Origin of the sequence: Streptomyces sp. NBC_01260 (assembly GCF_036226405.1) — a bacterium.
GTDB lineage: Bacteria > Actinomycetota > Actinomycetes > Streptomycetales > Streptomycetaceae > Streptomyces > Streptomyces laculatispora.
The window spans coordinates 8,878,865-8,899,744 of sequence record NZ_CP108464.1 but is presented as its reverse complement, the minus strand read 5'-3'; the positions used below and the strand labels follow the sequence as shown (position 1 = coordinate 8,899,744).

Sequence of the window (20,880 nt, the reverse complement as noted above, 5' to 3'; positions counted from 1 at the left end):
CGAACTGACCGGCCCGCGAGCAAGGTCCACCTCACAGCCGAACCGCAAGCGCACCTGAAGCACGTCCAGGTGCAGCGGCCTGCGGGCAGCCAGATCTCTTCACGTAGTGTCAGATGGCTGGCTTGACTTACAGCCGGGTGTTGGCCGGAGTCATCTCGGCGTTGGAGGGCACCGATGTGCAGGTTCGTGTCCGGGCGCTCTCGAGATCTGACGACCTCGAAGCGGTGGACGCGATCGCGGCTCATGCGACCGTCGGTGCGGTGTTGGCCGATGTCCCGCTTGCCATGGCTGTGCGGTTTCAGCGACGGTGCCGCAGGGTGGTGTCGCTGGCCGCAACGTCGTCGTCCCGGCCGGCAATCGAGGCCGACAACGAGGGTGGCGCATTCGCGGCCGTGGAGTACTTGTACCGGTCGGGCAGGCGACGTATTGCGGCAGTGCACGGTCCTGATCACAGTGCCGACGCACGCGCGCGCCAACAGGGATATCTACGAGCGGTAAGGGAGTTCGGCCTTCCCGAGTTCAGCTGCGGGGGAGACTTCCGACGGGAGGGAGGCCACCGGGCGGCGCATCGGCTGCTGACAGCGCACCCGGAGGTCGACGCAATGTTCGTGGCCTGCGATCTGATGGCAGCAGGCGCGGTGCAGGCGATCACGGAGCGTGGCCACAAGGTTCCGGACGACGTCAGCCTCGTGGGCTTCGATGACAGCGTTGCAGCGGTATGCGCCAATCCGCCCCTGATGACGATGCGCATGCCGGTGGAGGAGATGGCAGTTGCGGCGACCCGCCTGCTGCTCGACGGAAATGTGCTGTCCCAGTACCGCAAGGGTGTCGCAGTCGGCATGGTGGTGCGTGGCAGTACAGTGCCCGTCGAGCACTGAGAGGGCGGTAGGAGGGCCGATGCCGAAGGCCGCCGACTTCCTCCGCGCCGTCGAGCTGGAGCCCACCGAGCGGGCCGCGCTCGACCAGGGGGCGCCGTACGACGCGGCCGGGGCTACATCCTGCGCGTCGCGCCACGCCCTCGGTTCACCGCCGACTTCTCGCACGCTGCCGGCCCCTCACGACTCACGGTTAACACCACCCCTACATGCTGCTGAATAGGCGACTCACGATTACGCGAGGTTGTCAGTTCCATGCCCAAGAAGATGCGGGCGCAAATCAGCGAGAGGCGCGCCTTGCCGCCTTCCTCCTGGACTATTTCGGGCTGTGGCGTGTCGACGGCACCGACCAGGTGATCCACGATCTGCTGCGCTGGCAGGTCCGCGAGGGGCGCGGCCGGCGGGAGGACCGTCCGCGATCGTGATGGACACCCAGACCGTTCACGCGTCGCTCAATGCGCCGAAGGAGGCGACCGGTCTGGATCCGGGCAAGAGCCGGGGCCGCGAGCGAGGTATCACCACCGACGCGCTCGGCCTGCTCGTGGTCGCCACAAGCGTGCACGACAAAGCCATCGGGATCACGGTGCTGGGCCAGGTCGCGGACGCGAACCTGGCCGGTTCCAAGGGCCGGGTGGACGCAGGGTTCAACAACGCGGTCCTCGACCACGGCGCCGCCCTGGGTATCAACGTCAAGATGGTCCGGCGGGATCCGGACCACAAGTGTTTCGCGTCGGCGCCGAAGCGGTGGATCGTCGAACAGACCTTCGGCATGCTGATGCTGCGCCGGTGCCTGGCCCGCGACTACGAGACCCTGCCCGCCAGTTCGGCGTCATGGATCCGCTGGTCGATGACCGATGTGATGACCCGCCGGCTCACCGCTACGGCGACGATGGCCTGGCGTGATCCGCCACCGGCCCGGCCGCTGGGACCGGTACGAACGGGCGGGAGTGAGTATGCGCCAGTTCCTGGAGTGGATCGAGATACGCGAAGCGGCGGGACGTGACCTGCCCGACATGCGCCGCACTCAGATCTCTCAGCTCACCGTCCAACTCGAGGTCGCCGAAAAGGCCCTGGAGCGACTGCACCCGGGAGACCGTCTTGGAGATCACCCCCGGACCTTGCCGGTGGCCTCACCCCCTGCCCTCGTCCTACCGCCACAGCCAACCTCACGCTCAGACTGAGACCCGGCGAAAGCTCACAGAACACCCACTGAGAGTCAGCATGTTCACCACCTCGTCGGCGACTTGCCGTCCCGCACGGCTGACGACGTAGGCCCACACGCGTTGCCGACAGCCGTCGTAGATGACGGTGAAACGATCCGCGTCGTAGTCGGGCACTGCCGCACCTCCTGTCCCTCCTGGTGTGTTCTGTCATCGGGTAGTGGGCCGAACAGGCTGATCGTTGCAGCGCCAGGTCGGAAGACACATCCGGGAGACGAGGCGCACGTCACATCAGGGTCCGCAGGAGTGCCGCGCAGGGCTCGGCCGTTTCGGGGATCGTCTGCACCGGCTTGCCGGTGTACGCCGGTGTACGCCGGTGGGCACCGGGGTGCGCAGGAAGCGGCAGACGGCGTTGCGGGCGTCGGTGGACTTCACCGCGTTGAGGGCGGCCTGGTGGTCGGGGATGTCGGCCGGGAGGGGTCCTTGGCCGGGGCCGCGTGCGTCGGACCGACGACGGACAGTAGTGCGGATGCGCTCACTGCGATGACCATGGGCAGACGGGACGAGCGAGCCGCCCGCTTGCTGGACATTTTGGTGCCACTGAAACAATTTGGAGGGATGATGATCGGACTGGTAACTTGCGATCGACCGTGACGCCGCCCGAGGAGGTGAGACCCATGAACGCGTATCGATGTGGGTGCTCCCTCTTTCCGTCACGGTCGGGCGATTGACGTAAGTGTCGCCGGGAGCGCCTCGACAACAAGGCACTCCCGAAAGGCAACACCTATGCATTCTCTGCAGTTCACCGCCGAGTCGTCGTCGAACGGCATGGTCGAGCGCGACTTCACCGTGGGTGGCATCCCTGGTGTTCTCCGGTCGCCGGCCTCCGGTGCCGATCGTGCGCCCCTGGTCCTGATGGGTCACGGCGGCGGCGCCCACAAGAAGCATCCGGCGATGGTGGGCCGCGCCCACCGTCTCGTGACCGGCTGCGGCTTCCATGTCGCCGTCATCGACGCGCCCGGTCACGGCGACCGGCCACGCACCGAGCACGACGAGCAGGAGATCGCCGAGCTGCGCAAGGCGCAGGCGGCGGGCGAGCCGGAAGGCCCGATCGTCGTGCGGTACAACGCCCGTCTGGCGGAGCTCGCCGTGTCCGAGTGGCGGGCGACCCTGGATGCCCTTCAGGAACTTCCGGAGATCGGCGCCGATGGGCCGGTGGGCTACTTCGGTATCGCCCTGGGCACCGCGATCGGGGTACCGCTGGTGGCGGTCGAGCCCAGGATCACGGCCGCGGTCTTCGGCCTGATGTGGCCCGATGCCCTGGTCGAGACGGCGAGGCAGATCACCGTCCCGATCGAGTTCGACCTGCAGTGGGACGACGAGCGCATCCCGCGCGAGGCCGGCCTCGCGCTATTCGACGCCTTCGCCTCGAAGGAGAAGACGTTGCACGCCAACGCGGGCGGGCACTTCGGCTTCCCCAGGTTCGAGGCCGACAGCGCGGTCCGGTTCTTCGCCCGGCATCTTGGCCGGACGGTCATCTCTCCGGCCTGAAGGTGAGTGGTAGCGGCGTCCGGTCTGCCCACCGGGCGCCGCTACCGCGGGCCCGGGTTGAAGCTGTGAATCCGGATGACGGATCCGCGATCGTGTGGCGGGGCGCGCAGTACCTCCGGAGATCCGGAAGGCGCACGAGCTCATGTTGCAAGGGCGAATGCCACAAGCCCGGTTCCTACCAGGCGAGTTGGAGCAGCTTCAGAGGGAGATCGGCTCGTGTTCCGTAGCCGATCCGGAGCCGACCCGAAGCCGCTACGGCACCGATCCGGCACCGGATCCGGTGACTTCGACACGTGCGTCGCCGGGGTGACCGGTCGCCGGAAGACCTGACGGCTTCCCGGCTCACCCGGCGGGCCCCGGGCAGAGCACGCCGGGCAGGGCATGCCGGGCGGGCGTCAGACCGAGGTGGAGGCCTTGGCCTGCAGCACCTCGATGATGCTCTCCTCGCGCCAGCTGCGCAGCAGGTCGTGGAAGGCGACGGCGCCGTGCGGGTACGCGAGGGGACCGTTCGGGCGGCCGCGGCCCTCCCGGTTGTAATAGCCGGGGGTGCACTCGGCGTGGAACCACTCCTGGTCGGGGGCGCCCCCGGCGCAGATGCCGGTCCAGCTGTCCTCGGCCTCTCGGGTGGGCTCCACGACGGCGCAGTGTTTCTCCGCGGCGGCGACCAGGGCGGCGGCGTGCACGGCCTGCTCGTCCAGGATGTGCGTGAAGTTCACACTGCTGGCGTTCTGGAGCGAGCCCATCTGGATCAGGTTCGGGAACCCGTTGCTGGTGAAGCCGTGCAGGGTGCGCGGGCCGTGCTGCGCCCGTGCGTCGAGGAGCCGGACCCCGTCGCGACCGGTCACGGGCAGCGCGCCGGAGGTGATGCCGGAGACACCGACGGAGAACCCGGTGGCGAACACCAGGCAGTCGAGCTCGAACTCCACACCGCCCACGACGACGCCGCGCGCGGTCATGCGCTCGATGCCGTGGCTGTCGGCGGTGTCCACGAGCGTGACGTCGTCCCGGTTGAACGTGGGCAGGTACCGGCCGGAGAACGTGGGGCGCTTGCACGCGTACCGGTACCAGGGCTGGAGGGCCCGGTCCTGACGGAGAACGGCGACCTGTACGTCGTGGACGTCACCGCTCCCCCGGGCGAGCCCAAGGTCATCTCTGTCGACGTGGCCACCGGTGAGCACCAGGGCGTCTACACCGACAGGACAGGTGCCTACACCTCCGCGCAGATCAGCCCGTACGACGGGTGTCTGTACCTCACCGACTTCGCCACCGGTTCCGTCGTCGACGTCGAGCGGGACGGTTCGGAACCGCGCACGTTCTTCTCCGGCAAGGTGGACGGCTCGCGGATGACCCCGGACGACATCGCCTTCGACGACGAGGGCAACCTGTACGTGAGCGACTCGCACGGCAACGAGCCCGGCGACACCGGGGGGCGCACCGTACGCATCGAACGCGACGGCACGGGGACGACCGTCCGGGCCGACGGGCTCGCCCACCCCAGCGGGATCATGTTCGACCCCGAGGTGCGCGGCCTGTGGATCAGCGAGCTCACCGAGGACGCCATCTTCTACCTGTCGCTCGACGCCGACAAGGCCTCCGTGACCTCGCGGCACAAGGCCATCCACGTCGACGGCGGCCTGGCCCAGACCGATTCCAGCGCCGTGGACGCCGACGGCAGCCTCTACCAGGCGCTGCACGGCCGGCCATGGCCGTCTACAGCAAGTACGGGGAGTGCCTCGCCACTGTCGAGGTGCCCGCCGAGGACGCCGGCAGTCTGAAGTCGGCGACGAACGTCGCCATCACCCAGGGCGGCAAGGCCGCCTACATGACCGTCAGCGGCTCCGACGGCGGGTACGTGTACAGGTTCACCGCGCTCGCCAAGGGCATCCGCCAGTCCAACGGCGGCTGACCGTCACTCGTCGCCGGCGGCCTCGAAGGGCCGCAACGGTCCCACTTCGACGCCGAGCAGCCGCCAGGCCCGCAGGGCCGAGCGCTCTCGTTCCGCCGGGGTGGGGCCGCCGACGGCTCCGGAGACCACGGCCACGGCCACGGCCACGGCGAGCATGACGTCGTCGGCCGGCAGGCGATGGCCGACGGGCAGGCACTGGCTCAAGGCGGGACGGACGCGCTCGGACAGGGTGCGGGCCTGCTCGCCGCGGACCCGCAGGAGATCGGCGAACGCCGTGGAGCGGCTCAGGTGCCAGGTGATCACGCCCAGGACGCTCCCCGCCCGGCTCGGCTGCGGCCCGCTCGATCTGCCGGACGTTCTCGTCGAGAACGGCGGAGGCCAGCGCGAACCGGTCGGCGAAGTGCCGGTACAGGCTGCCCTGCCCCACCCCGGCACGGCGGGCGACACCGGACAGTGGTGCGTTCAGGCCCTGTTCGGCGAAGGCCTCGTGGGCGGCGGCGATGAGGGCGGCCCGGTTGCGGACCGCGACCCGGCGCCCCTGGTTGGTCGGACGGCCCTCGCCGGCGGCCCTCCCTGCGCGGCGGCCGAGCCCCGGGCGGCAGGTCGCGGGGCCGGGGACTCGGTGGCTTTCGTCACCCGGGAAGCGTAGTACGACCGCGGGGCGGGGCGGCGTTCATGCCCGGGCCCGTGGTCGTCGCCGAACGGGTTGTCCACTTGGTGCGTCCGCGCGGCGACCGGACACGACACCTCTGACCGGTCGCGTACGGATTCAGGCGGTCGGTGTCGTCGCCACGGTCAGTGTGGACAGCAACGCCAGGTCGGCCTGTTCGAGGCTGTCCAGCAAGGTGATCCGGTCGGCCTCGGCGATCGGCACGGTGGAGGGAACGGCCAGCACCGAGCAGCCCGCCGCGTGCGCGGAGGCGACCCCGGTCGGAGAGTCCTCGACGGCCACGCAGGCCGCAGGGTCCAACCCGAGTCGGTCGGCGGCGGCCAGGTAGGGGGCGGGGTCGGGCTTGGTGCGCTCGGTGTCCTCGGCGGCAAGCGTGACGGTGAACCAGTGAGCGCCGAGGCTGCCGAGGACCAGGTCCACCACGCGGCGGGGTGAGGCCGAGACCAGCGCGGTGGGCACGGCCGCCTCGCTCAGCTCGGCGAGCAGCGCCAGTGCGCCGGGCCTGGGGACGACCTCAGCGGCGACCTTGCTGCTGAACGTGTCACTGAGGATCTCGGCCAAGGCGTCCGGGGTGAGGCTGGTCCGGGTGATACGGCACAGGTGGGCGGCGGTGTGACCGACAGCGCGGCCGAGCACCTCGGGCAGGTCCTCCTCGGTGAGGGTGTGGCCGAGATCGGCGGCGAGTTCGGCCGTGGTCCGGAGCCAGAGACGCTCGGTGTCGACCAGCGTGCCGTCCATGTCGAACAGGACGGCGGCGGGGGGTACGGGCACAGCGGTCCTACCTTCTTCGGTCATGGCTTGGCTGATCACTCGTGAGGTCGGTGGTTCCGGAGTTCCCTTGCCGGAGAGCGTCGGTCAGTCACTCTTCCGGGGCCTCAGCCGGAGAGTGAGGATCTGGAACGGGCGCAGTGCCAGGTGCACTCCTCGGCCGTCCGTCTGTACGGCGTCCGTGTTCTGGCAGGGGTCGAGTTCACGCTCCAGCAGATCGGTCTCGACCGCGGAGGCCAGCGGGAATCCGGCGGTCAGAACGGTTCGGGCGCGTCCCCCGCATGCCTCGTAGAGACGTACGACGATGTCGCCGGAGCGGTCATCGGCGAGTTTGACCACCTCGATGACCACGGTCTCGTTGTCCACGGTGACGAGCGGCTCGACCTCGGCCGAGCCGAGGAGGCTACGCTCGGGCTGGTTGAACACGTAGCCCTCGCGGACGGCGTCGGCGATGTCCGCGCCGATGACGAACCCGTATCGCAGATGGTGGTGGCCCTGGTCGGCGTCCGGGTCGGGGAAGCGGGGAGCGCGGAGCAGGGAGAGCCGGACGGTCGTGGTGGTGCCGCCGTCCGCGCGGACGTCCCGGGTGACCTCGTGCCCGTAGGTCGAGTCATTGACCACGGCCGCGCCCCACCCCCGTTCGCCGAGGTGCAGGAAGCGGTGGGCGCAGATCTCGAACTTGGCGGCGTCCCAGCTGGTGTTGGTGTGGGTGGGGCGCCGGACGTGTCCGAAGGGGATCTCCGCGCTGGAGTGGTCGGCCCGCACATCGAGCGGGAAGGCCGCCTTGAGGAGCTTCTCCTTCTCGTGCCAGTCGATCTCGGTGTCGACGTCCAGGCGTCGGGAGCCTTCGGACAGGGAGACCAGCTGTTCGATGCGGGAGTCACCGAAGGTCCGCACGATCCGGACACCGTCTTCCTGTGCCTCGACCGATTCGGCGTCGAGGAGGTTGTGAACGGTGTTGCGGTAGAAGGCGTCGATGTCCCAGGCGTCGTACTCGTTGGGGAAGTCCTGGTGCAGCTGGAGGAGGTTGGCGACGGCACCGGGGGCCAGCGCTTCGCGCCCGTCCGCGATGTCGTACGCCGAGGTCACCAGGCCCTGGGCATCGACCCGGACGCGTACCAGGCCGTTGTCCAGCGCGAAACCGTCCCCGCGGGGGACCGGGGCGACGGGCCGGCCCTGCGGCCGGGTGCGGAGCGTGGCGCCGAGGGCGGGGACACCGTCGCGGGCGAACGGAGCGGCGTTGAAGACCACGGGCAGATCGCCTTCGCCGGCCAGGGCGCGCTGGGCGGCGTCCGTGATCGCGCGCAGCTCGGCGGTGACGGCGGCGTAGGTCTGCTCCGCCTCCCGGTGGACCCAGGCGATGGAGGAGCCGGGCAGGATGTCGTGGAACTGGTGCAGCAGGACCGTCTTCCAGAGTCGGTCCAGGGCCTGGTAGGGGTACGCGAGTCCGGTGCGCGAGGTGGCGGTCGCCGACCACAGCTCGGCCTCTCGCAGCAGGTGCTCGCTGCGACGGTTGCCCTGCTTGGTCCTCAGCTGGCTGGTCAGTGTGCCGCGGTGGAACTCCAGGTACAGCTCCCCCTGCCACACCGGTGCGTCGGGGTATTCGGCGTGTGCCCGCTCGAAGAAGTCCGCGGGGCTCTCGATGACGACCCTGGCCGAGCCCTCCAGGTCGGCGAGACGCTCCGCCCGTGCCAGCATCTCCCGGGTGGGGCCGCCGCCGCCGTCTCCGTAGCCGAACGGGAGCAGTGAGCTGTTGGCTGCCTCCTTGTCCTGGAAGTTGCCGACGGCATGGGCGAGTTCGGCGCCGGTGATCTCGGCGTTGTAGGTGTCGACCGGCGGGAAGTGGCTGAAGATCCTGGTGCCGTCGATGCCTTCCCACCAGAAGGTATGGTGCGGGAACTTGTTGGTGGTGTTCCAGGAGATCTTCTGGGTGAGGAACCAGCGGATTCCCGCCAGTTTCATCAGCTGCGGCATGGCCGCGTTGTACCCGAAGGTGTCGGGCAGCCACATCTCCTCGGTCTCGACGCCGAACTCGTCGAGGTAGAAGCGCTTCCCATGGATCAGCTGCCGAGCGAGGGACTCGCCGCCGGTGATGTTGGTGTCGGGTTCCACCCACAGGCTACCGACCGGCAGGAACTGCCCCTTGTCCGCCTTCTCCTGGACCCGGGTGTAGACCTCGGGGCGGTGCTCCTTGAGCCAGGCCAGTTGCTGGGCCTGGGACATGGCGAAGAGGAAGCCCGGGTGTTCGTCCATGAGATGGGTGACGTTGGAGAGCGTCCTGGCGACCTTGCGGACGGTCTCGCGCAGCGGCCACAGCCAGGCGGTGTCGATGTGGGCGTGTCCGACGGCGGACATGCGGTGGGCGCTGGCGGCCGCGGGGGCGGCGAACGCCGGGCGCAGCACCTCGCGGGCGGTGGTGGCACTGCCGGCGATGTCCTGCAGGTCGATTCCATCCAGGGCCTGCTCGATGGTGTTCAGGAGCTGCCAGCGGCGTGGGTCGGCCTCGGGCAGCTCGTGCATGAGGCCCCCGAGGACGTCCAGGTCCTGGGCGAGTTCCCACACCTGTGCGTCGAAGACCGCCAGGTCCAGTCGGAGCAGCTGGTACAGGGGCGCGCTGCTGGAGCCGGCTCCCGTGATCCAGGAGGGGCGGTCCCCGGTCCGGGACGGGACGTGGTCGTCGTTCAGGTTGGGGTTGGCGGCAGCCTCGACGTAGTAGGTGAACTCCTCGCCGCCGACCGCCGGGTCGGCGACCGGGATATAGGCGTTGCGGGGGTTGAGGGCCTTCACCACGCTGCCGTCCGCCCGGTAGACCAGGCCCTCGGTGGAGAAGCCCGCGCCGGTGACGTTGAAGCCGAGGTCGATGACCGCCTCGACCCGCAGGCCGGCCCACTCCTGCGGAACCCTGCCGCTGATCCTGAACCAGCTGGTGGACCAGGCCGGCCCCCACCGGTGCCCGAGCGCCACGGGTTCGTACGGTGCGGCCAGGCCGTCGGCCACGGGGACCGGCTCGCCCGGCACGCTCCAGATCGCGATCTCGACCGGGACGGTACGGGCGTGGGCCGCGGGCCGGATGCGCTGGTTCAGCACCCGGTCGAGCCGCTGCTCGGTGAGGCGTCGCTTGCTGTGCATGGATTCCTCTGTCGTCGGTGGAGGACGGTGATCTTGTCGCGGCCGGCCGACCGTCAGGAGCGGTTCGAGCCCGGCGCGGACCGAGTTCCTGGCTCCTCGTGCGGGTCCGGGCGGGGCCTTCCGAAGGCGGATGTCCAGTCGTTCCGACCGGTCCGGTCGGCGTGGCCGGTCGGCCTGCCTGGGTGAGGCCCGTTGTCCGGTGTCTCGGACGTCAGTCCTCGAGGAGGCCGAGATCGGGAGTTCCCCGTAGCTCCACCGTGCGGGTGGTGGCGCCGTGCAGTTCGAGCACCGTGATCTCGTTCCGGCCGGCGTTCAGGATCGGTGCGGGGACGTAGAGCGTGGTCTGCGGTCCTCGGGACCAGTACCGGCCGAGTGCGAAGCCGTTGATCCAGACGTGGCCCTTGGTCCAGCCGTCCAGGGCGATCCAGCCGTCGGCCGGCTGCTCGATGTCCAGGTGTCCGCGGTGGAACGTGGGGCCGACCGGGGGCGAGGCGGGCTCGGACCCGGTGAAGGACAGCCGGCCCAGATCGTCGAGAGGCAGCGGCCGGCTGTACCAGGCGTCCAGGGGCTGTGCGTTGACGGTGACCTCGCCGAGCAGTCCCTTGCGGTCGTGCATGCCCTGCCCGTAGTTGACCCTGCCCTGGTTCTCCACCAGCACGGCCAAGTGTGCTCCGTGCCGGGGGGTGTGGAAGGTGAGGGCGTGCTCATGGTTCTCGCGTTCCAGGACGCCGACCGGCTGGCCGTCGACGAAGACCTGGGCGCGATCGCCCACCTGGGCGATGCGGAGGATGGCCGGCCCTGCCGCCGGGAGCGTCGTCTCGTACAGGATGAACCCGAAGGACTGGCCGAGCTGTTCCATGGTCTGCGGGCGGTCGGTGTGCACCGTGCTGCCGAGCCGCTCGCACTGGTCCAGGAGTCCGGCGCATGCGGTGAGTTCGGCGGTGGTCGCGGAAAGCTTGGGCGCGGGGGCGGGTAGCGGCTCCTCGGGCACGGGCGCGTACCGGGCGATGACCTCGCGGAAGGCGGCGTACTTGGGGCCGGGATCGCCGGCCTCGTCCAGAGGCGCGTCGTAGTCGTACGACGTGGCGGTGGGACGGTACGTGCCCTTGTCGTTGGCGCCGTTGGTGAAACCGAAGTTGGTGCCGCCGTGGAACATGTAGATGTTGACCGAGGCGCCGGCCGCGAGCAGCCGGTCGAGGTCCGCGGCGGCGTCGGCCGCGCTGCGGGTGGTATGGATTCCGCCCCAGCGGTCGAACCAGCCGATCCAGAACTCGCTGCACATCAGCGGCCCGGACGGCTGGTGTGTGCGCAGTGCGGCGAGCCCGGCGTCCACCCGGCTGCCGAGATTGACGGTGCGCAGGACACCGTCGAGGCCGCCTCGCTCCAGGTCGGAGGGCTGGTCGCAGGTGAACAGCGGTACGTCGACTCCGTGCCGGTGCAGCAGCTCCGCCAGATCCTCCAGGTAGCCGGAGTCGTCGCCGTACGCGCCGTATTCGTTCTCCAGCTGCACGGCGAGGATCGGGCCGCCATGTGTGGAGAGGTAGGGAAGGACGGGCGGCAGCAGGGCAGCGAGGTAGTCGTCCACCGCCTTCAGGTAACGCGGGTCGCGGCTGCGCAGTTCGATGTCCTCGTCGGCGAGCAGCCAGGAGGGAAGGCCGCCACCCTCCCACTCGGCGCAGATGTACGGGCCGGGGCGGAGCAGTACGTGCAGGCCTTCGGCGGCGGCCAGATCGAGGAACCGGGGAAGATCGAGACCTGCGTCCAGCCGGAACTCACCCGGATGGGGCGAGTGGAGATTCCATGGGACGTAGGTCTCGATCGTGTTCAGTCCCATCAGGCGCGCCTTGCGAAGGCGGTCGGCCCACTGTTCCGGATGGATCCGGAAGTAGTGCAGCCCGCCGGAAATGATCCGCAGCGGTCGGTCGTCGAGACGGAAGCCGTCTGCGGCAACCTCGAGTCGGGGCATGGCCGTGGTCTCCTCGATGATGGAACTGGTCGAACTGGTGGAACTGAGGGGGTGGGTCAGCTCAGCGGACGGCAGAGCAGTGTGTCGGGAACACCGTTGTGGTTCCACTTCCAGGTGAAGGCGACGCCGGCGATGTACTCGTTGTCGGCGCACTGACCCTTGTAGTAGCCGGGAGCCCAGTCGCTTTCGATCGAGCCGCCCGTGGCCGGGCGGTTGTCGCCCTGGTCGAACCAGACGTTGCGGCCGTTGAGCGGCAGCGGTGCGGCGGACGGCGCGCAGAGCAGGCCGGCCATGGAGTTGCCGTTGACGCTGTAGCCGACGGCGAAGGTGTTGTCGGGGCACTGGAGCTTGTTGTAGCCCGCCGCCCAGTCACCGTGGGTGACGTACCGCTCGTCGTGGACGGCCACCCAGCCACCGGTTCCCTTGGCGGGCTGGTTCGCGTCGGTGCACAGGCCGCGCTTGTCGCTGCGGCCGAGGCCGGTCAGACGCTGGCTGTCGGGGCAGTTGCCCTTGCGGTAGCCGGGGCTCCAGTCGCTCTGGGAGAGCATGCGGGAGGAGACGTTGTGGTCGCGGAAGTCGAGGTCGAGCATGTTCCAGTGGTTGACCTGTGCCACCGGGCCGGTCTTCCCCGAGCCGTTGACCAGCTTGTTCCAGTCGGCGGTCCGCCAGTCGCCGGAGTCGCTGAGGCTCTGCCGCTTGCCGGCGGTGTCGTAGGAGATCAGGGCCCAGGTATCCTGCGGCGCACCGTTGGGACCGGTCCATCCGACCAGCGGCCAGATGGCGAAGTCGGTGTCGTTCTCGACCAGGATGTCGGTGAAGTTGCCGAACCAGGTCTTCTCCTTGGTGTCCTGCGACCCCCGGCCGCCGGCACCGAACTCACTGATCCAGACGGGGGCGGTGAAGTGCTGGCCGGACTGGGTGACGAACAGGGCCTCGTCGTGGACCAGTTGCTTCAGCTTGTCGAGCGGGAAGTCCTCGTAGGGCCAGTCGTTGGTGTGCCCCGGTCCGCTCTCGGCACCCGTGTAGTTCGGGCCGGTGTAGCCGTAGAAGTGCGCGGCGTAGACCAGCTTGCCCGAGGTGATCAGGGTATTCGAGAGCTGACGGACCGGCGTCAGCATCGGCCTGCCGTAGTCCAGCCCGTCCAGCGGGATGCCGTACCAGTTGATGCCCTCCATGATGACCAGCATGTCGGGGTCGGCCTGCAGGATGCGGGTGCCCGCCAGCTCGAAGGCCGCGTACACGTCGTGATCGTCGCCCCGGCCCCAGTTGGGGTCGTCCAGGGTGTCGCGGCGGATCTCGTTACGCAGGTCCGCGCCAACGACACGCTTGTTCGCCTTGTAGCGGTTCACCAGGAAGAGCCAGTCCTCCTGCCACTGCTGGGCGGACTGGCCGCTGTTCCAGCGCTCGTTGCCGTCCAGGCCGCAGCAGAAGCGGTAGGAGGTGGTGTGGTTGTTGAGGATGACCGCGAACCCGTCGGCGGTCAGGGCCGCCACCACCGCGTCGAACACCTGCAGCGGGGTCTTGCCCTTCAGCTGCGGGTTGGCCGCGACCGCGGAGTCGGGTACGACCGTGGTGTCACGCATCATCGCGTTGGCGAACGGCAGCCGGATGCTGTTCAGCCCGAGCTCGTGGAAGTCGGCCATGATCTGTGCCATCGGCGCGCGGTCCAGGCCCAACGGAAGGTTGTGCGACATCTGGTCCGCTTGGTGGTTCGTGGGGTCGTTGACGTCGCCGCTGCCCTCCCAGGTGCCCTGGGCACCGGCCCAGTTGCCGGCCTTCAGCTTGAAGCGGTTGCCGTTGGCATCGACGATGTACCGCCCGCGGGTACTCAGCGGCCCCGTCCAGGAGGCTGCCAACTGCGGTCCGGTCATGGGAGCGGTGGTGGCGGTGGGGGTCGCTGCGACGGAGCCGGTGGTTCCCGCGAGAACGAGGGTGACCGCGGCTGCCGTGGCAGGCAGAATTCGGGAGAAGAATCTCCTGACGGCGGGAGCCGACCTTTCGGATCTCATGATTGTCCCCTCCAAGGGTGGGGTGGGTGTGGGGGTTGGATCTTCAGGTGATGCGGACCGGACCGGTGGTCCGGAGTCAGGTGCGGCTCAGCCATGGAGGCCGCTGATGACGACGTCTTCAGCAGCTCAGCCCTTGAGGCCGCTGGTGGCGATGCCTTCGACGATGTAACGCTGGGCGACCAGGAACATGGCCACCAGTGGGGCGATGGTCACGACCGCTCCGGCGAACAGGCCGGGCAGGTTGATGGTCTGTGAGGTGAGGAACGTCGACAAGGCAATCTGGGCCGTCCACGCGGACGGGTCCTGACCGATGACCAACGGCCACAGGAAGGCGTTCCAGCTGTCGATGAAGGCGAGCGCGCCGAGCGAGGCGAGCATCGCGCCGGACGACGGCAACGCGATCCGGCGGTAGAGGCCGAGCCAACCGAGCCCGTCCAGGCGTCCGGCCTCCTCGATCTCGCTGGGGAACTGGAGGTAGAAGTTGCGGAAGAGCAGAACGGCGAAGGGGTTGAACAGCCCGGGTGCGATGATCCCCCACAGGGTGTTGACCCCGCCCATGGAGCCCACGACGACGAAGGTGGGGACGAACGTCACCGAGCCGGGGATCATCAGCGTGGCCACCACCAGGGCGAGCACGACGCCGCGTCCGGGTACCGGGATGCGCGCGAGGGCGTATCCGGCGGCCGAGGCGAGGAGCGTCGACACCGGGGCGGTGATCGCGGCGATCAGCAACGAGTTGCCGAGGGCCTGGCCCATGTGCAGGGCCGGGTCGCTGAAGAGCGAGCTGAAGTTCTCCCAGTGCATCGTCGACGGCCACCAGCTCCACTCCGGTGACGTCAGGCCCTGCGTGTCCATCAGCGCGTTGCGCAGCATCAGGTAGAAGGGCGCCAGGAATACCGCTGTCAGCAGGCCTGCCAGCAGGCCGCGCACGGACCGGCGTACCACCAGCGGCAGTTGTCGTGTTGTCGTTGTCATGTTGCTCATTCCTCACCCTTGCCGAAGCCGGTGAGCCGGCCCTGGATCAGGGTCACACCGATGATGAGGGCGGTGAGTACGAAAGCTCCGGCCGATCCGAGGCCGTAGTTCTGGGAGCCCATCGCGGTGTCGTAGAGGTAGCCCAGAGGGGTTCGGATCGGGGCCGCGGCGGACCCGGACAGCCCGCTGTTGAACAGGTTGTAGAACTCGTCGAACGCCTGGAAGGCGGCGATGAACTGCAGCATCAGGACGGCCACCGAGGTGTTGCGCAGCATCGGCAGGGTGATCCTGCGCAGCAGGCGCAGGCCGGTGGCGCCGTCGAGGGCGGCGGCCTCGTACATCTCCTTGGGGATGCCCTGGAGCCCGGCGAGGAAGAGCACCATGTAGAAGCCGACCTGGAGCCAGAGGCGGAGGGTGATGAGGACGACCCAGTACAGCGGTGGCGAGGTGGCCTGCAGCCATGGGACGGCATCCATGCCGAACCATCCGCCGATCGTGTTGGCGATGCCGCTCGGCAGCCCGTTGAACAGCGACATCTTCCACAGCAGGGAGGCTGCGACGTAGGAGACGGCGGCCGGGATCAGGAAGGCGGTGCGCAGCACGGCCCGGCCGCGCCGGATCCGGTGCACCAGCAGCGCCAGTCCCAGCGAGGCGGCGAACGTCACCGGCACGATGAAGACCGTGAACAGCAGGATCTGGCCGAGCGACTTACGGAACACCGCATCGGAGAGCAGCGCCTGGTAGTTGTCCAGGCCGACCCAGCGGCCCAGGGCGATGCTGCCACGGGCCTCGCTGAGGCTGAGCAGGAAGCTCCAGCCGATGGCGACGTACTTGAAGAGGACCAGGCCGATCAGGAGGGGCCCGGCGAGCAGTGCGAACGCTCCCCAGGCACGCCAGTCCGGGCGGGAACGGCGGACGGGGGCGGTGCCCCGCGGCTCAGCCGCGGGGCACCCGACACGCTCGTGGTCAAGCGTGGGTGGAGGTGCGGACTTCATCATGCGCGCTGCTTGTCGATCTCGCCCTGGGCCTTCTTGGCCGCGTCGGCCAGGAGCTTCTCCGCGTCGCCCTTCCCGCCGACGATCTTCACCGCGGCCGCGGTGAAGAGGGAGCTCACAGCGCTGTTCCAGGTGCTGGGGTTGTTCCTGCCGTACTTGGTGGCCAGCTCGACGGTCTCCTTGGCGGGTCCCTGGGCGAGCTTGTCGGCGGCGGCGGCGACGGACGTGCGCGGCGGGATGTGGAGGCCGTAGCTCTGCGACCAGTCCGTCTGGAGGTCGGTCTGCTTGATCCAGAGCCACTGGACGAACTTCTTGGCCGCTTCCACGTTCTTGCCCTTGGCGTTTACGCAGGTGCTCCAGCCGCCGACGCGAACCGCGGGCTTGCCGCCGGGCTTGAAGGCGGGCCACGGCATGACGCCGAAGTCGTCGCCGAGCGCGGTCTTGATGGCGGGCATCGACCAGAGGCCGCCCCACTGCATCGGGACGGCGTTCTGGGTGAGGGCGGCGGGGTCCCACCAGTCGGTGGTGAAGCCGAGCAGCAGGGACTTGTCGTCGTGAAGGCGCTTGAGTCCGGCCACGGCCTCGGCGGCCTGGGAGGAGCCGAAGCCCGCCTTGCCGTCGGCGGTGACGAGGTCGCCGCCGTTGGAGAACACGGAGAGGATGGCGCTGTCGCCCAGACCGTCCTGGCCGACGAACAGGCCCTTGGTCTTCTTGGAGCTCAGGGCCTTGGCCGCGTCGGCGAGCGCGTCGAAGCTGTCGGGCGGGGTGATGCCGGCCTTGGAGAGCACGCTCTTGCGGAAGTAGAGCATCATGATGTCGTCGAGCGTCTTGACGCCGTAGAGCTTGCCGTCGACGGTCACCATGTCGCGGGCGCCCTGGTTGAAGTCGGACTTGGCGCTGCCGTAGATGTCATCCAGCTGGGCTATCTGGCCCTGCCGGGCGAGGCTCTCGCTGAAGTCGCCGATCTCGAAGACGTCCGGGGCGGAGTCGGTGAGAAGGGTCGCGTAGAGCTTGCTGGAGTAGTCGCCGGGGGTCCAGGTGACCTTGACCGCGATGTCCGGGTTGGCCTTGGTGAACGCGGTGGCGTAACGGGTGAGGGCCTGCTGGGTGCCGGCCTCGCCGTAGGCGTGGGACCAGACGTTCAGGGTGGTCTTCGCCCCGGAGGAGCCGCCGCTGGACGGGTCGGTACTGCAACCGACCGCCGCTCCGGCGACGAACAGGATGGATCCGCCGAGGAATCCTCTGCGACTAAGCTTGGAGCTCCGTGCGCTCACTTCGCGTCCTTCAGGTTGAGAGGGTTGGGTGTACGGGTGTTGTTGTCCGGCGCAGCCGGTGTCCGGTTATTCACAGTTGGCAGACGGTGCTGGACATCGGTTGCGCCGGAAGCTCGGGCCGGCGAACGGGGTGGTGAAGCTCGTTCAGGGGAAGAGAGCCTGGATGCCGACGACGGCGGCGCCGCGGGCCCACTCCTCCCAGGGGAGCGGACGCAGGGTCAGCGGGCATTTCGCCGCTGCTTTGAAGCAGTGCGCTTCGTAGGCGTCCCTGATGTGCATTCCGAAAAGGTCGTAGGTGTCGAGCCCCTCGCCCGTGACGACGACGCGCTCGGGACCTATGAGGTTCACAAGGGTGGCGATGCCGACGCCGATGGCATGGCCGGCCCTCGCGAAGGCGCTCTGCGCGGCGGGGTCTCCACCACGGGCGAGCTGAACGGCACCGTCGAAGTCCAGGTCCGGGTCGTCGGTGGCGCGGCGGATGGCGGCGAGGACGGCGTCGCTGGAGGCGACGGCCTCGACACAACCGGTCTGGCCGCAGTGACACCGCGGCCCGGCCGGGTCGATGCTGATGTGCCCCATCTCTCCGGCCACGCCGTACGCGCCGGCGACCAGCTCACCGTTGATGACGATCCCGGAGCCGATCCCCGCTCCGATGGTGACCAGTGCGAAGTACTCGGTACCGATACCCTCACCGAACCAGTGCTCGGCGGCGGTGATGGCCTTGACGTCGTTCTCCACGGTGACGGTCAGGCCGGTCGCCGCGGCGAGGTTATCGGCCAGTGGCACATCGCGCCAATCGGGGAGCACGGAGTAGCGGACACGTCCGCAGGAACGGTCCACGTCGCCGGAGACCGCGACGCCCAGGTGCCGGGTGCGGGCCCGGTACTCGGGTTTCACGTCGAGGAGTTCGGAGACGAGTTCGGCCAGTAGCGCACATACGGCGGCCGGGTCGCGGTCGCCCAGCGGCCGGCTGGCGGTGGTGCGCATCCGCGCCCGCAGGTCGCAGACCGCGCCGAAGAGGGTGTCGGCACTGATCTTCACACCGACGACGAACTCCCGGTCGGGAGTGACGGCCAGCGGGTTCACGGGACGTCCGGCCCCCGGAGCGGTGCGCTCCGGGGGGAGTTCGTGCAGGTAGCCGTCGTCGAGGAGTGGTCGCGCGGCCTTGGTCACAGCGGTCGAGGACAGGCCCGTCCGGCGGGCCAGCTCCACCCGGCTGAGCGGGCTTTCGGCCAACAGCAGGGCGAGGATGGCGGTTTCGGCCGGTGCCGTCACCAGTGGTCGCGAGTGGTTTGGAAACACGGCGGCAACCTACGATAAATAAATAACTTCGTCCAGTATTGATTTTCTCGTTCGAGCGGCCCTACGCTCTGGCCCAACTGCGGCCACTCCAAACATCATTCGATGTTTCCGTTTGCCCGGTCCTCACCGACGCTCGAACCCCTCGGGATCACCTGTGCCTCCCACACCCTCATCCGTTTCCTTCGACCCCACCCGCGGGCTGGTGGTCCTGCAGACCCCGAACAGCGTCTACGCCGTACGCATCGGCGCCGACGGCAGCCCCCGGCATCTGCACTGGGGGGAACCGCTCGACACCGACGCCCTCTGCGGACTGCCCGCGGCCACCTCACCTGCCGCAAGCAGCTTCGAGACAGACCCCGCCCCGGACGAATTGGCCCCGCAGACCGGTGCGCGGTTCGGGCCGGCCGGCCTCCAGGTGCGGTTCGCCGACGGCACCCGCGGCGCCCAGTGGTCCTTCACCGGCCACACGGTCCGGGACGGAGAACTCCGCCTGTACCTTGCCGACCGCCACTACCCGTTGGCCGCCGAACTGGGCTATCGCGTCCGTCCCGGCAGTGACGTCATCGAGCGCTGGGTGGAACTCACCCACACCGGAGCCGACGACTCGGGCCCCATCACCGTCGACCGGCTGGACTCGGCCGCCTGGACGTTGCCAGCACTGCCCGACTACCGGCTCAACCACCTCGTGGGCGGCTGGAACAGCGAGTTCCAGTTGCAGCGCGACCGGCTCCCGGTCGCCGAGACCGTGCTCACCAGCCGCCGGGGCCTCACCAGCCACCACGCCAGCCCCTGGCTCGCCCTCGACGACGGCACCGCCGACGAGGAGCACGGCGAGGTCTGGAGCACCGCCCTGGCCTGGAGCGGAAGTTGGCGCATCACCGTGCACCGCGACCCGGTCGGCCGGACCACCTGGACCGGCGGCTTCGGCCACGAAGGACTCAGCTGGACCATCCAGCCCGGCCAGAGCCTGCACACACCCGTCTTCGCCGGCCTCTACACCCCCGACGGCTTCGGCGCCGCCAGCCGCGCCTGGCACGCCCACATCCGTACCGGTGTCCTGCCCGCCCCCGACCGGGACCGGCCCGTCGTCTACAACTCATGGGAAGCCACCGGCTTCGACGTCGACCAGCCCGGCCAGCTGAGCCTGGCCCGGGTGGCCGCACGTCTGGGCGCCGAACTCTTCGTGCTGGACGACGGATGGTTCGGCGGCCGTACCAGCGACCGGGCGGGTCTCGGCGACTGGACGCCCCGGCCCGAGGCGTTCCCCGACGGGCTGCGTCCACTGGCCGACGAGGTGCACCGCCTGGGCATGGCGTTCGGGCTGTGGGTGGAGCCGGAAATGGTCAACCGCGACAGCGACCTCTACCGTGCCCATCCCGACTGGGTCGTCCATGCGGCGACTCGGGACGCGACCGAGCTGCGCAACCAGCTCATGCTGAACTTCGCCCGCCCCGAAGTCGAGGCCTGGGCCCACCGGACCCTGGACCAGCTGGTGCGCGACCACGACGTCGACTGGTTCAAGTGGGATGCCAACCGGGTCGTCACCGAGGCCGGTTGGGCCGGCCATCCGGACCCCGACCGGCTGTGGATCGACCACACCCGCGCCGTCCACCGGATCATGGACCGCCTCCGTGCCGACCACCCCGGCCTTCGCATCGAGGCCTGCGCGGGCGGCGGCGGACGGGCCGACCTCGGCATCCTCGCCCGCACCGACCAGGTCTGGACCTCCGACAACACCGATCCCGTCGACCGGATCAACATCCAGCACGGCTTCAGCCAGCTCTTCCCCGCCCAGGCCATGGCGGCCTGGGTGACCGACAGCCCCAATGTCACCACCGGCCGCACCACGCCTCTCCGGTTCCGCTTCCATGTCGCCATGGCCGGAGCACTCGGCCTCGGCGGGGATCTCACCGCCTGGTCCGAGGAGGAGCTCGAAGAGGCCGCCGCGCTCGTCATCCGCTACAAGGAGATCCGCCCCCTGGTCCAGCACGGCCGCCAGTACCGCCTCCACGGCCCCGCCGGACTGACAGCCGTGCATTACGCGTCCCAGGACGACACCGAACACGCCGTCCTCGCCTGGCGCCCCGCAACCCGCTTCGGCCACCCGGCCCCCGGTCTCCCCCTGCCGGCCCTGGACCCCGCGGCCCACTACCTCGACATCGACGAGGGCATCACCCACAGCGGCGCCGCCCTGACCCGCCGGGGCATCGACCTGCGGCTGCCCGTCGGCGACTACGCCAGCCGCCTGATCCGGCTGCGCCGCACCGTCTGACACCGGTAAGAGCATCCCCCGTCCCCTT

At 69.3% G+C, this 20,880-nt stretch carries 14 protein-coding genes and 3 pseudogenes; 6 read left to right on the top strand and 11 right to left on the bottom strand.

What is annotated here, in order from left to right; genetic code table 11:
- Nucleotides 1-113 precede the first annotated feature (113 nt).
- The 3 genes from OG322_RS39585 to OG322_RS39575 all read left to right on the top strand — a co-directional run bounded on the left by OG322_RS39585 (nt 114) and on the right by OG322_RS39575 (nt 1,878).
- Nucleotides 114-878 (top strand): substrate-binding domain-containing protein, encoded by a 765-nt coding sequence (locus tag OG322_RS39585; RefSeq protein WP_329307672.1) that lies wholly within the window; start codon nt 114-116, stop codon nt 876-878.
- A gap of 206 nt (nt 879-1,084) precedes the next feature.
- On the top strand, nt 1,085-1,300 hold the full coding sequence (locus OG322_RS39580; RefSeq protein WP_221198145.1) for a hypothetical protein: 216 nt from the start codon (nt 1,085-1,087) through the stop codon (nt 1,298-1,300).
- Nucleotides 1,297-1,878: a transposase gene (locus OG322_RS39575; RefSeq protein ID WP_206432445.1), complete on the top strand. Its 582-nt coding sequence runs from the start codon at nt 1,297-1,299 to the stop codon at nt 1,876-1,878. The genes OG322_RS39580 and OG322_RS39575 overlap by 4 nt, the downstream gene beginning before the upstream one ends.
- Nucleotides 1,879-2,047: 169 nt before the next feature.
- Here OG322_RS39575 and OG322_RS39570 read toward each other — a convergent pair whose 3' ends face one another.
- A complete protein-coding gene (locus OG322_RS39570; protein WP_260147165.1) occupies nt 2,048-2,212 on the bottom strand; it encodes a hypothetical protein in 165 nt (54 codons plus the stop codon).
- A 609-nt stretch (nt 2,213-2,821) separates the two neighbouring features.
- Between OG322_RS39570 and OG322_RS39565 the strand changes: the two genes are divergently transcribed.
- Complete coding sequence (locus OG322_RS39565; RefSeq protein ID WP_329307671.1) at nt 2,822-3,586, top strand: alpha/beta hydrolase; 765 nt, start codon at nt 2,822-2,824, stop codon at nt 3,584-3,586.
- Nucleotides 3,587-3,981: 395 nt separating this feature from the next.
- Here OG322_RS39565 and OG322_RS39560 read toward each other — a convergent pair.
- Nucleotides 3,982-4,665 (bottom strand): annotated as a pseudogene (locus OG322_RS39560) (monooxygenase); the annotation flags it as partial.
- On the opposite strand from OG322_RS39560, the pseudogene OG322_RS39555 reads away from it, so the two are divergent.
- A pseudogene (locus tag OG322_RS39555) lies at nt 4,555-5,492 on the top strand (SMP-30/gluconolactonase/LRE family protein). The pseudogenes OG322_RS39560 and OG322_RS39555 sit on opposite strands and share 111 nt — an antisense overlap.
- A 3-nt stretch (nt 5,493-5,495) precedes the next feature.
- Here the strand turns inward: OG322_RS39555 and OG322_RS39550 are convergent.
- From OG322_RS39550 to OG322_RS39510, 9 genes and pseudogenes are all read right to left on the bottom strand, one after another.
- Nucleotides 5,496-6,051, bottom strand: a pseudogene (locus OG322_RS39550) (TetR family transcriptional regulator); the annotation flags it as partial.
- A gap of 210 nt (nt 6,052-6,261) precedes the next feature.
- Complete coding sequence (locus OG322_RS39545) at nt 6,262-6,933, bottom strand: HAD family hydrolase (RefSeq protein ID WP_260147164.1); 672 nt, start codon at nt 6,931-6,933, stop codon at nt 6,262-6,264.
- An 84-nt stretch (nt 6,934-7,017) separates the two neighbouring features.
- On the bottom strand, nt 7,018-10,059 hold the full coding sequence (locus OG322_RS39540; RefSeq protein WP_124286021.1) for an alpha-mannosidase: 3,042 nt from the start codon (nt 10,057-10,059) through the stop codon (nt 7,018-7,020).
- Nucleotides 10,060-10,270: 211 nt separating this feature from the next.
- Nucleotides 10,271-12,025 carry a glycoside hydrolase family 35 protein gene (locus OG322_RS39535; protein ID WP_329307670.1) on the bottom strand — a complete coding sequence of 585 codons (1,755 nt, stop codon included), beginning with the start codon at nt 12,023-12,025 and terminating at the stop codon, nt 10,271-10,273.
- A gap of 56 nt (nt 12,026-12,081) precedes the next feature.
- Complete coding sequence (locus OG322_RS39530; protein ID WP_241200373.1) at nt 12,082-14,034, bottom strand: glycoside hydrolase family 5 protein; 1,953 nt, start codon at nt 14,032-14,034, stop codon at nt 12,082-12,084.
- Nucleotides 14,035-14,160: 126 nt separating this feature from the next.
- Nucleotides 14,161-15,009, bottom strand: coding sequence for a carbohydrate ABC transporter permease (locus OG322_RS39525; RefSeq protein WP_123465808.1), 849 nt, complete (start codon nt 15,007-15,009; stop codon nt 14,161-14,163).
- Nucleotides 15,010-15,014: 5 nt separating this feature from the next.
- Complete coding sequence (locus tag OG322_RS39520; protein WP_206432444.1) at nt 15,015-16,007, bottom strand: carbohydrate ABC transporter permease; 993 nt, start codon at nt 16,005-16,007, stop codon at nt 15,015-15,017.
- Complete coding sequence (locus OG322_RS39515; RefSeq protein WP_123465804.1) at nt 16,004-17,278, bottom strand: ABC transporter substrate-binding protein; 1,275 nt, start codon at nt 17,276-17,278, stop codon at nt 16,004-16,006. Before OG322_RS39515 ends, OG322_RS39520 begins: the two co-directional genes overlap by 4 nt.
- 144 nt (nt 17,279-17,422) lie before the next feature.
- A complete protein-coding gene (locus tag OG322_RS39510) occupies nt 17,423-18,580 on the bottom strand; it encodes an ROK family transcriptional regulator (protein ID WP_241200372.1) in 1,158 nt (385 codons plus the stop codon).
- Between the two features lie 154 nt (nt 18,581-18,734).
- On the opposite strand from OG322_RS39510, the gene OG322_RS39505 reads away from it, so the two are divergent.
- A complete protein-coding gene (locus OG322_RS39505) occupies nt 18,735-20,852 on the top strand; it encodes an alpha-galactosidase (protein ID WP_329307669.1) in 2,118 nt (705 codons plus the stop codon).
- Nucleotides 20,853-20,880 lie beyond the last annotated feature (28 nt).

Coding starts and splice junctions, on each gene's coding strand:
- OG322_RS39585 (WP_329307672.1), top strand. CDS start 114: ATGGCTGGCTTGACTTACAGCCGGGTGTTGGCCGGAGTCATCTCGGCG.
- OG322_RS39580 (WP_221198145.1), top strand. CDS start 1,085: ATGCTGCTGAATAGGCGACTCACGATTACGCGAGGTTGTCAGTTCCAT.
- OG322_RS39565 (WP_329307671.1), top strand. CDS start 2,822: ATGCATTCTCTGCAGTTCACCGCCGAGTCGTCGTCGAACGGCATGGTC.
- OG322_RS39540 (WP_124286021.1), bottom strand. CDS start 10,059: ATGCACAGCAAGCGACGCCTCACCGAGCAGCGGCTCGACCGGGTGCTG.
- OG322_RS39535 (WP_329307670.1), bottom strand. CDS start 12,025: ATGCCCCGACTCGAGGTTGCCGCAGACGGCTTCCGTCTCGACGACCGA.
- OG322_RS39530 (WP_241200373.1), bottom strand. CDS start 14,034: ATGAGATCCGAAAGGTCGGCTCCCGCCGTCAGGAGATTCTTCTCCCGA.
- OG322_RS39525 (WP_123465808.1), bottom strand. CDS start 15,009: ATGACAACGACAACACGACAACTGCCGCTGGTGGTACGCCGGTCCGTG.
- OG322_RS39520 (WP_206432444.1), bottom strand. CDS start 16,007: ATGATGAAGTCCGCACCTCCACCCACGCTTGACCACGAGCGTGTCGGG.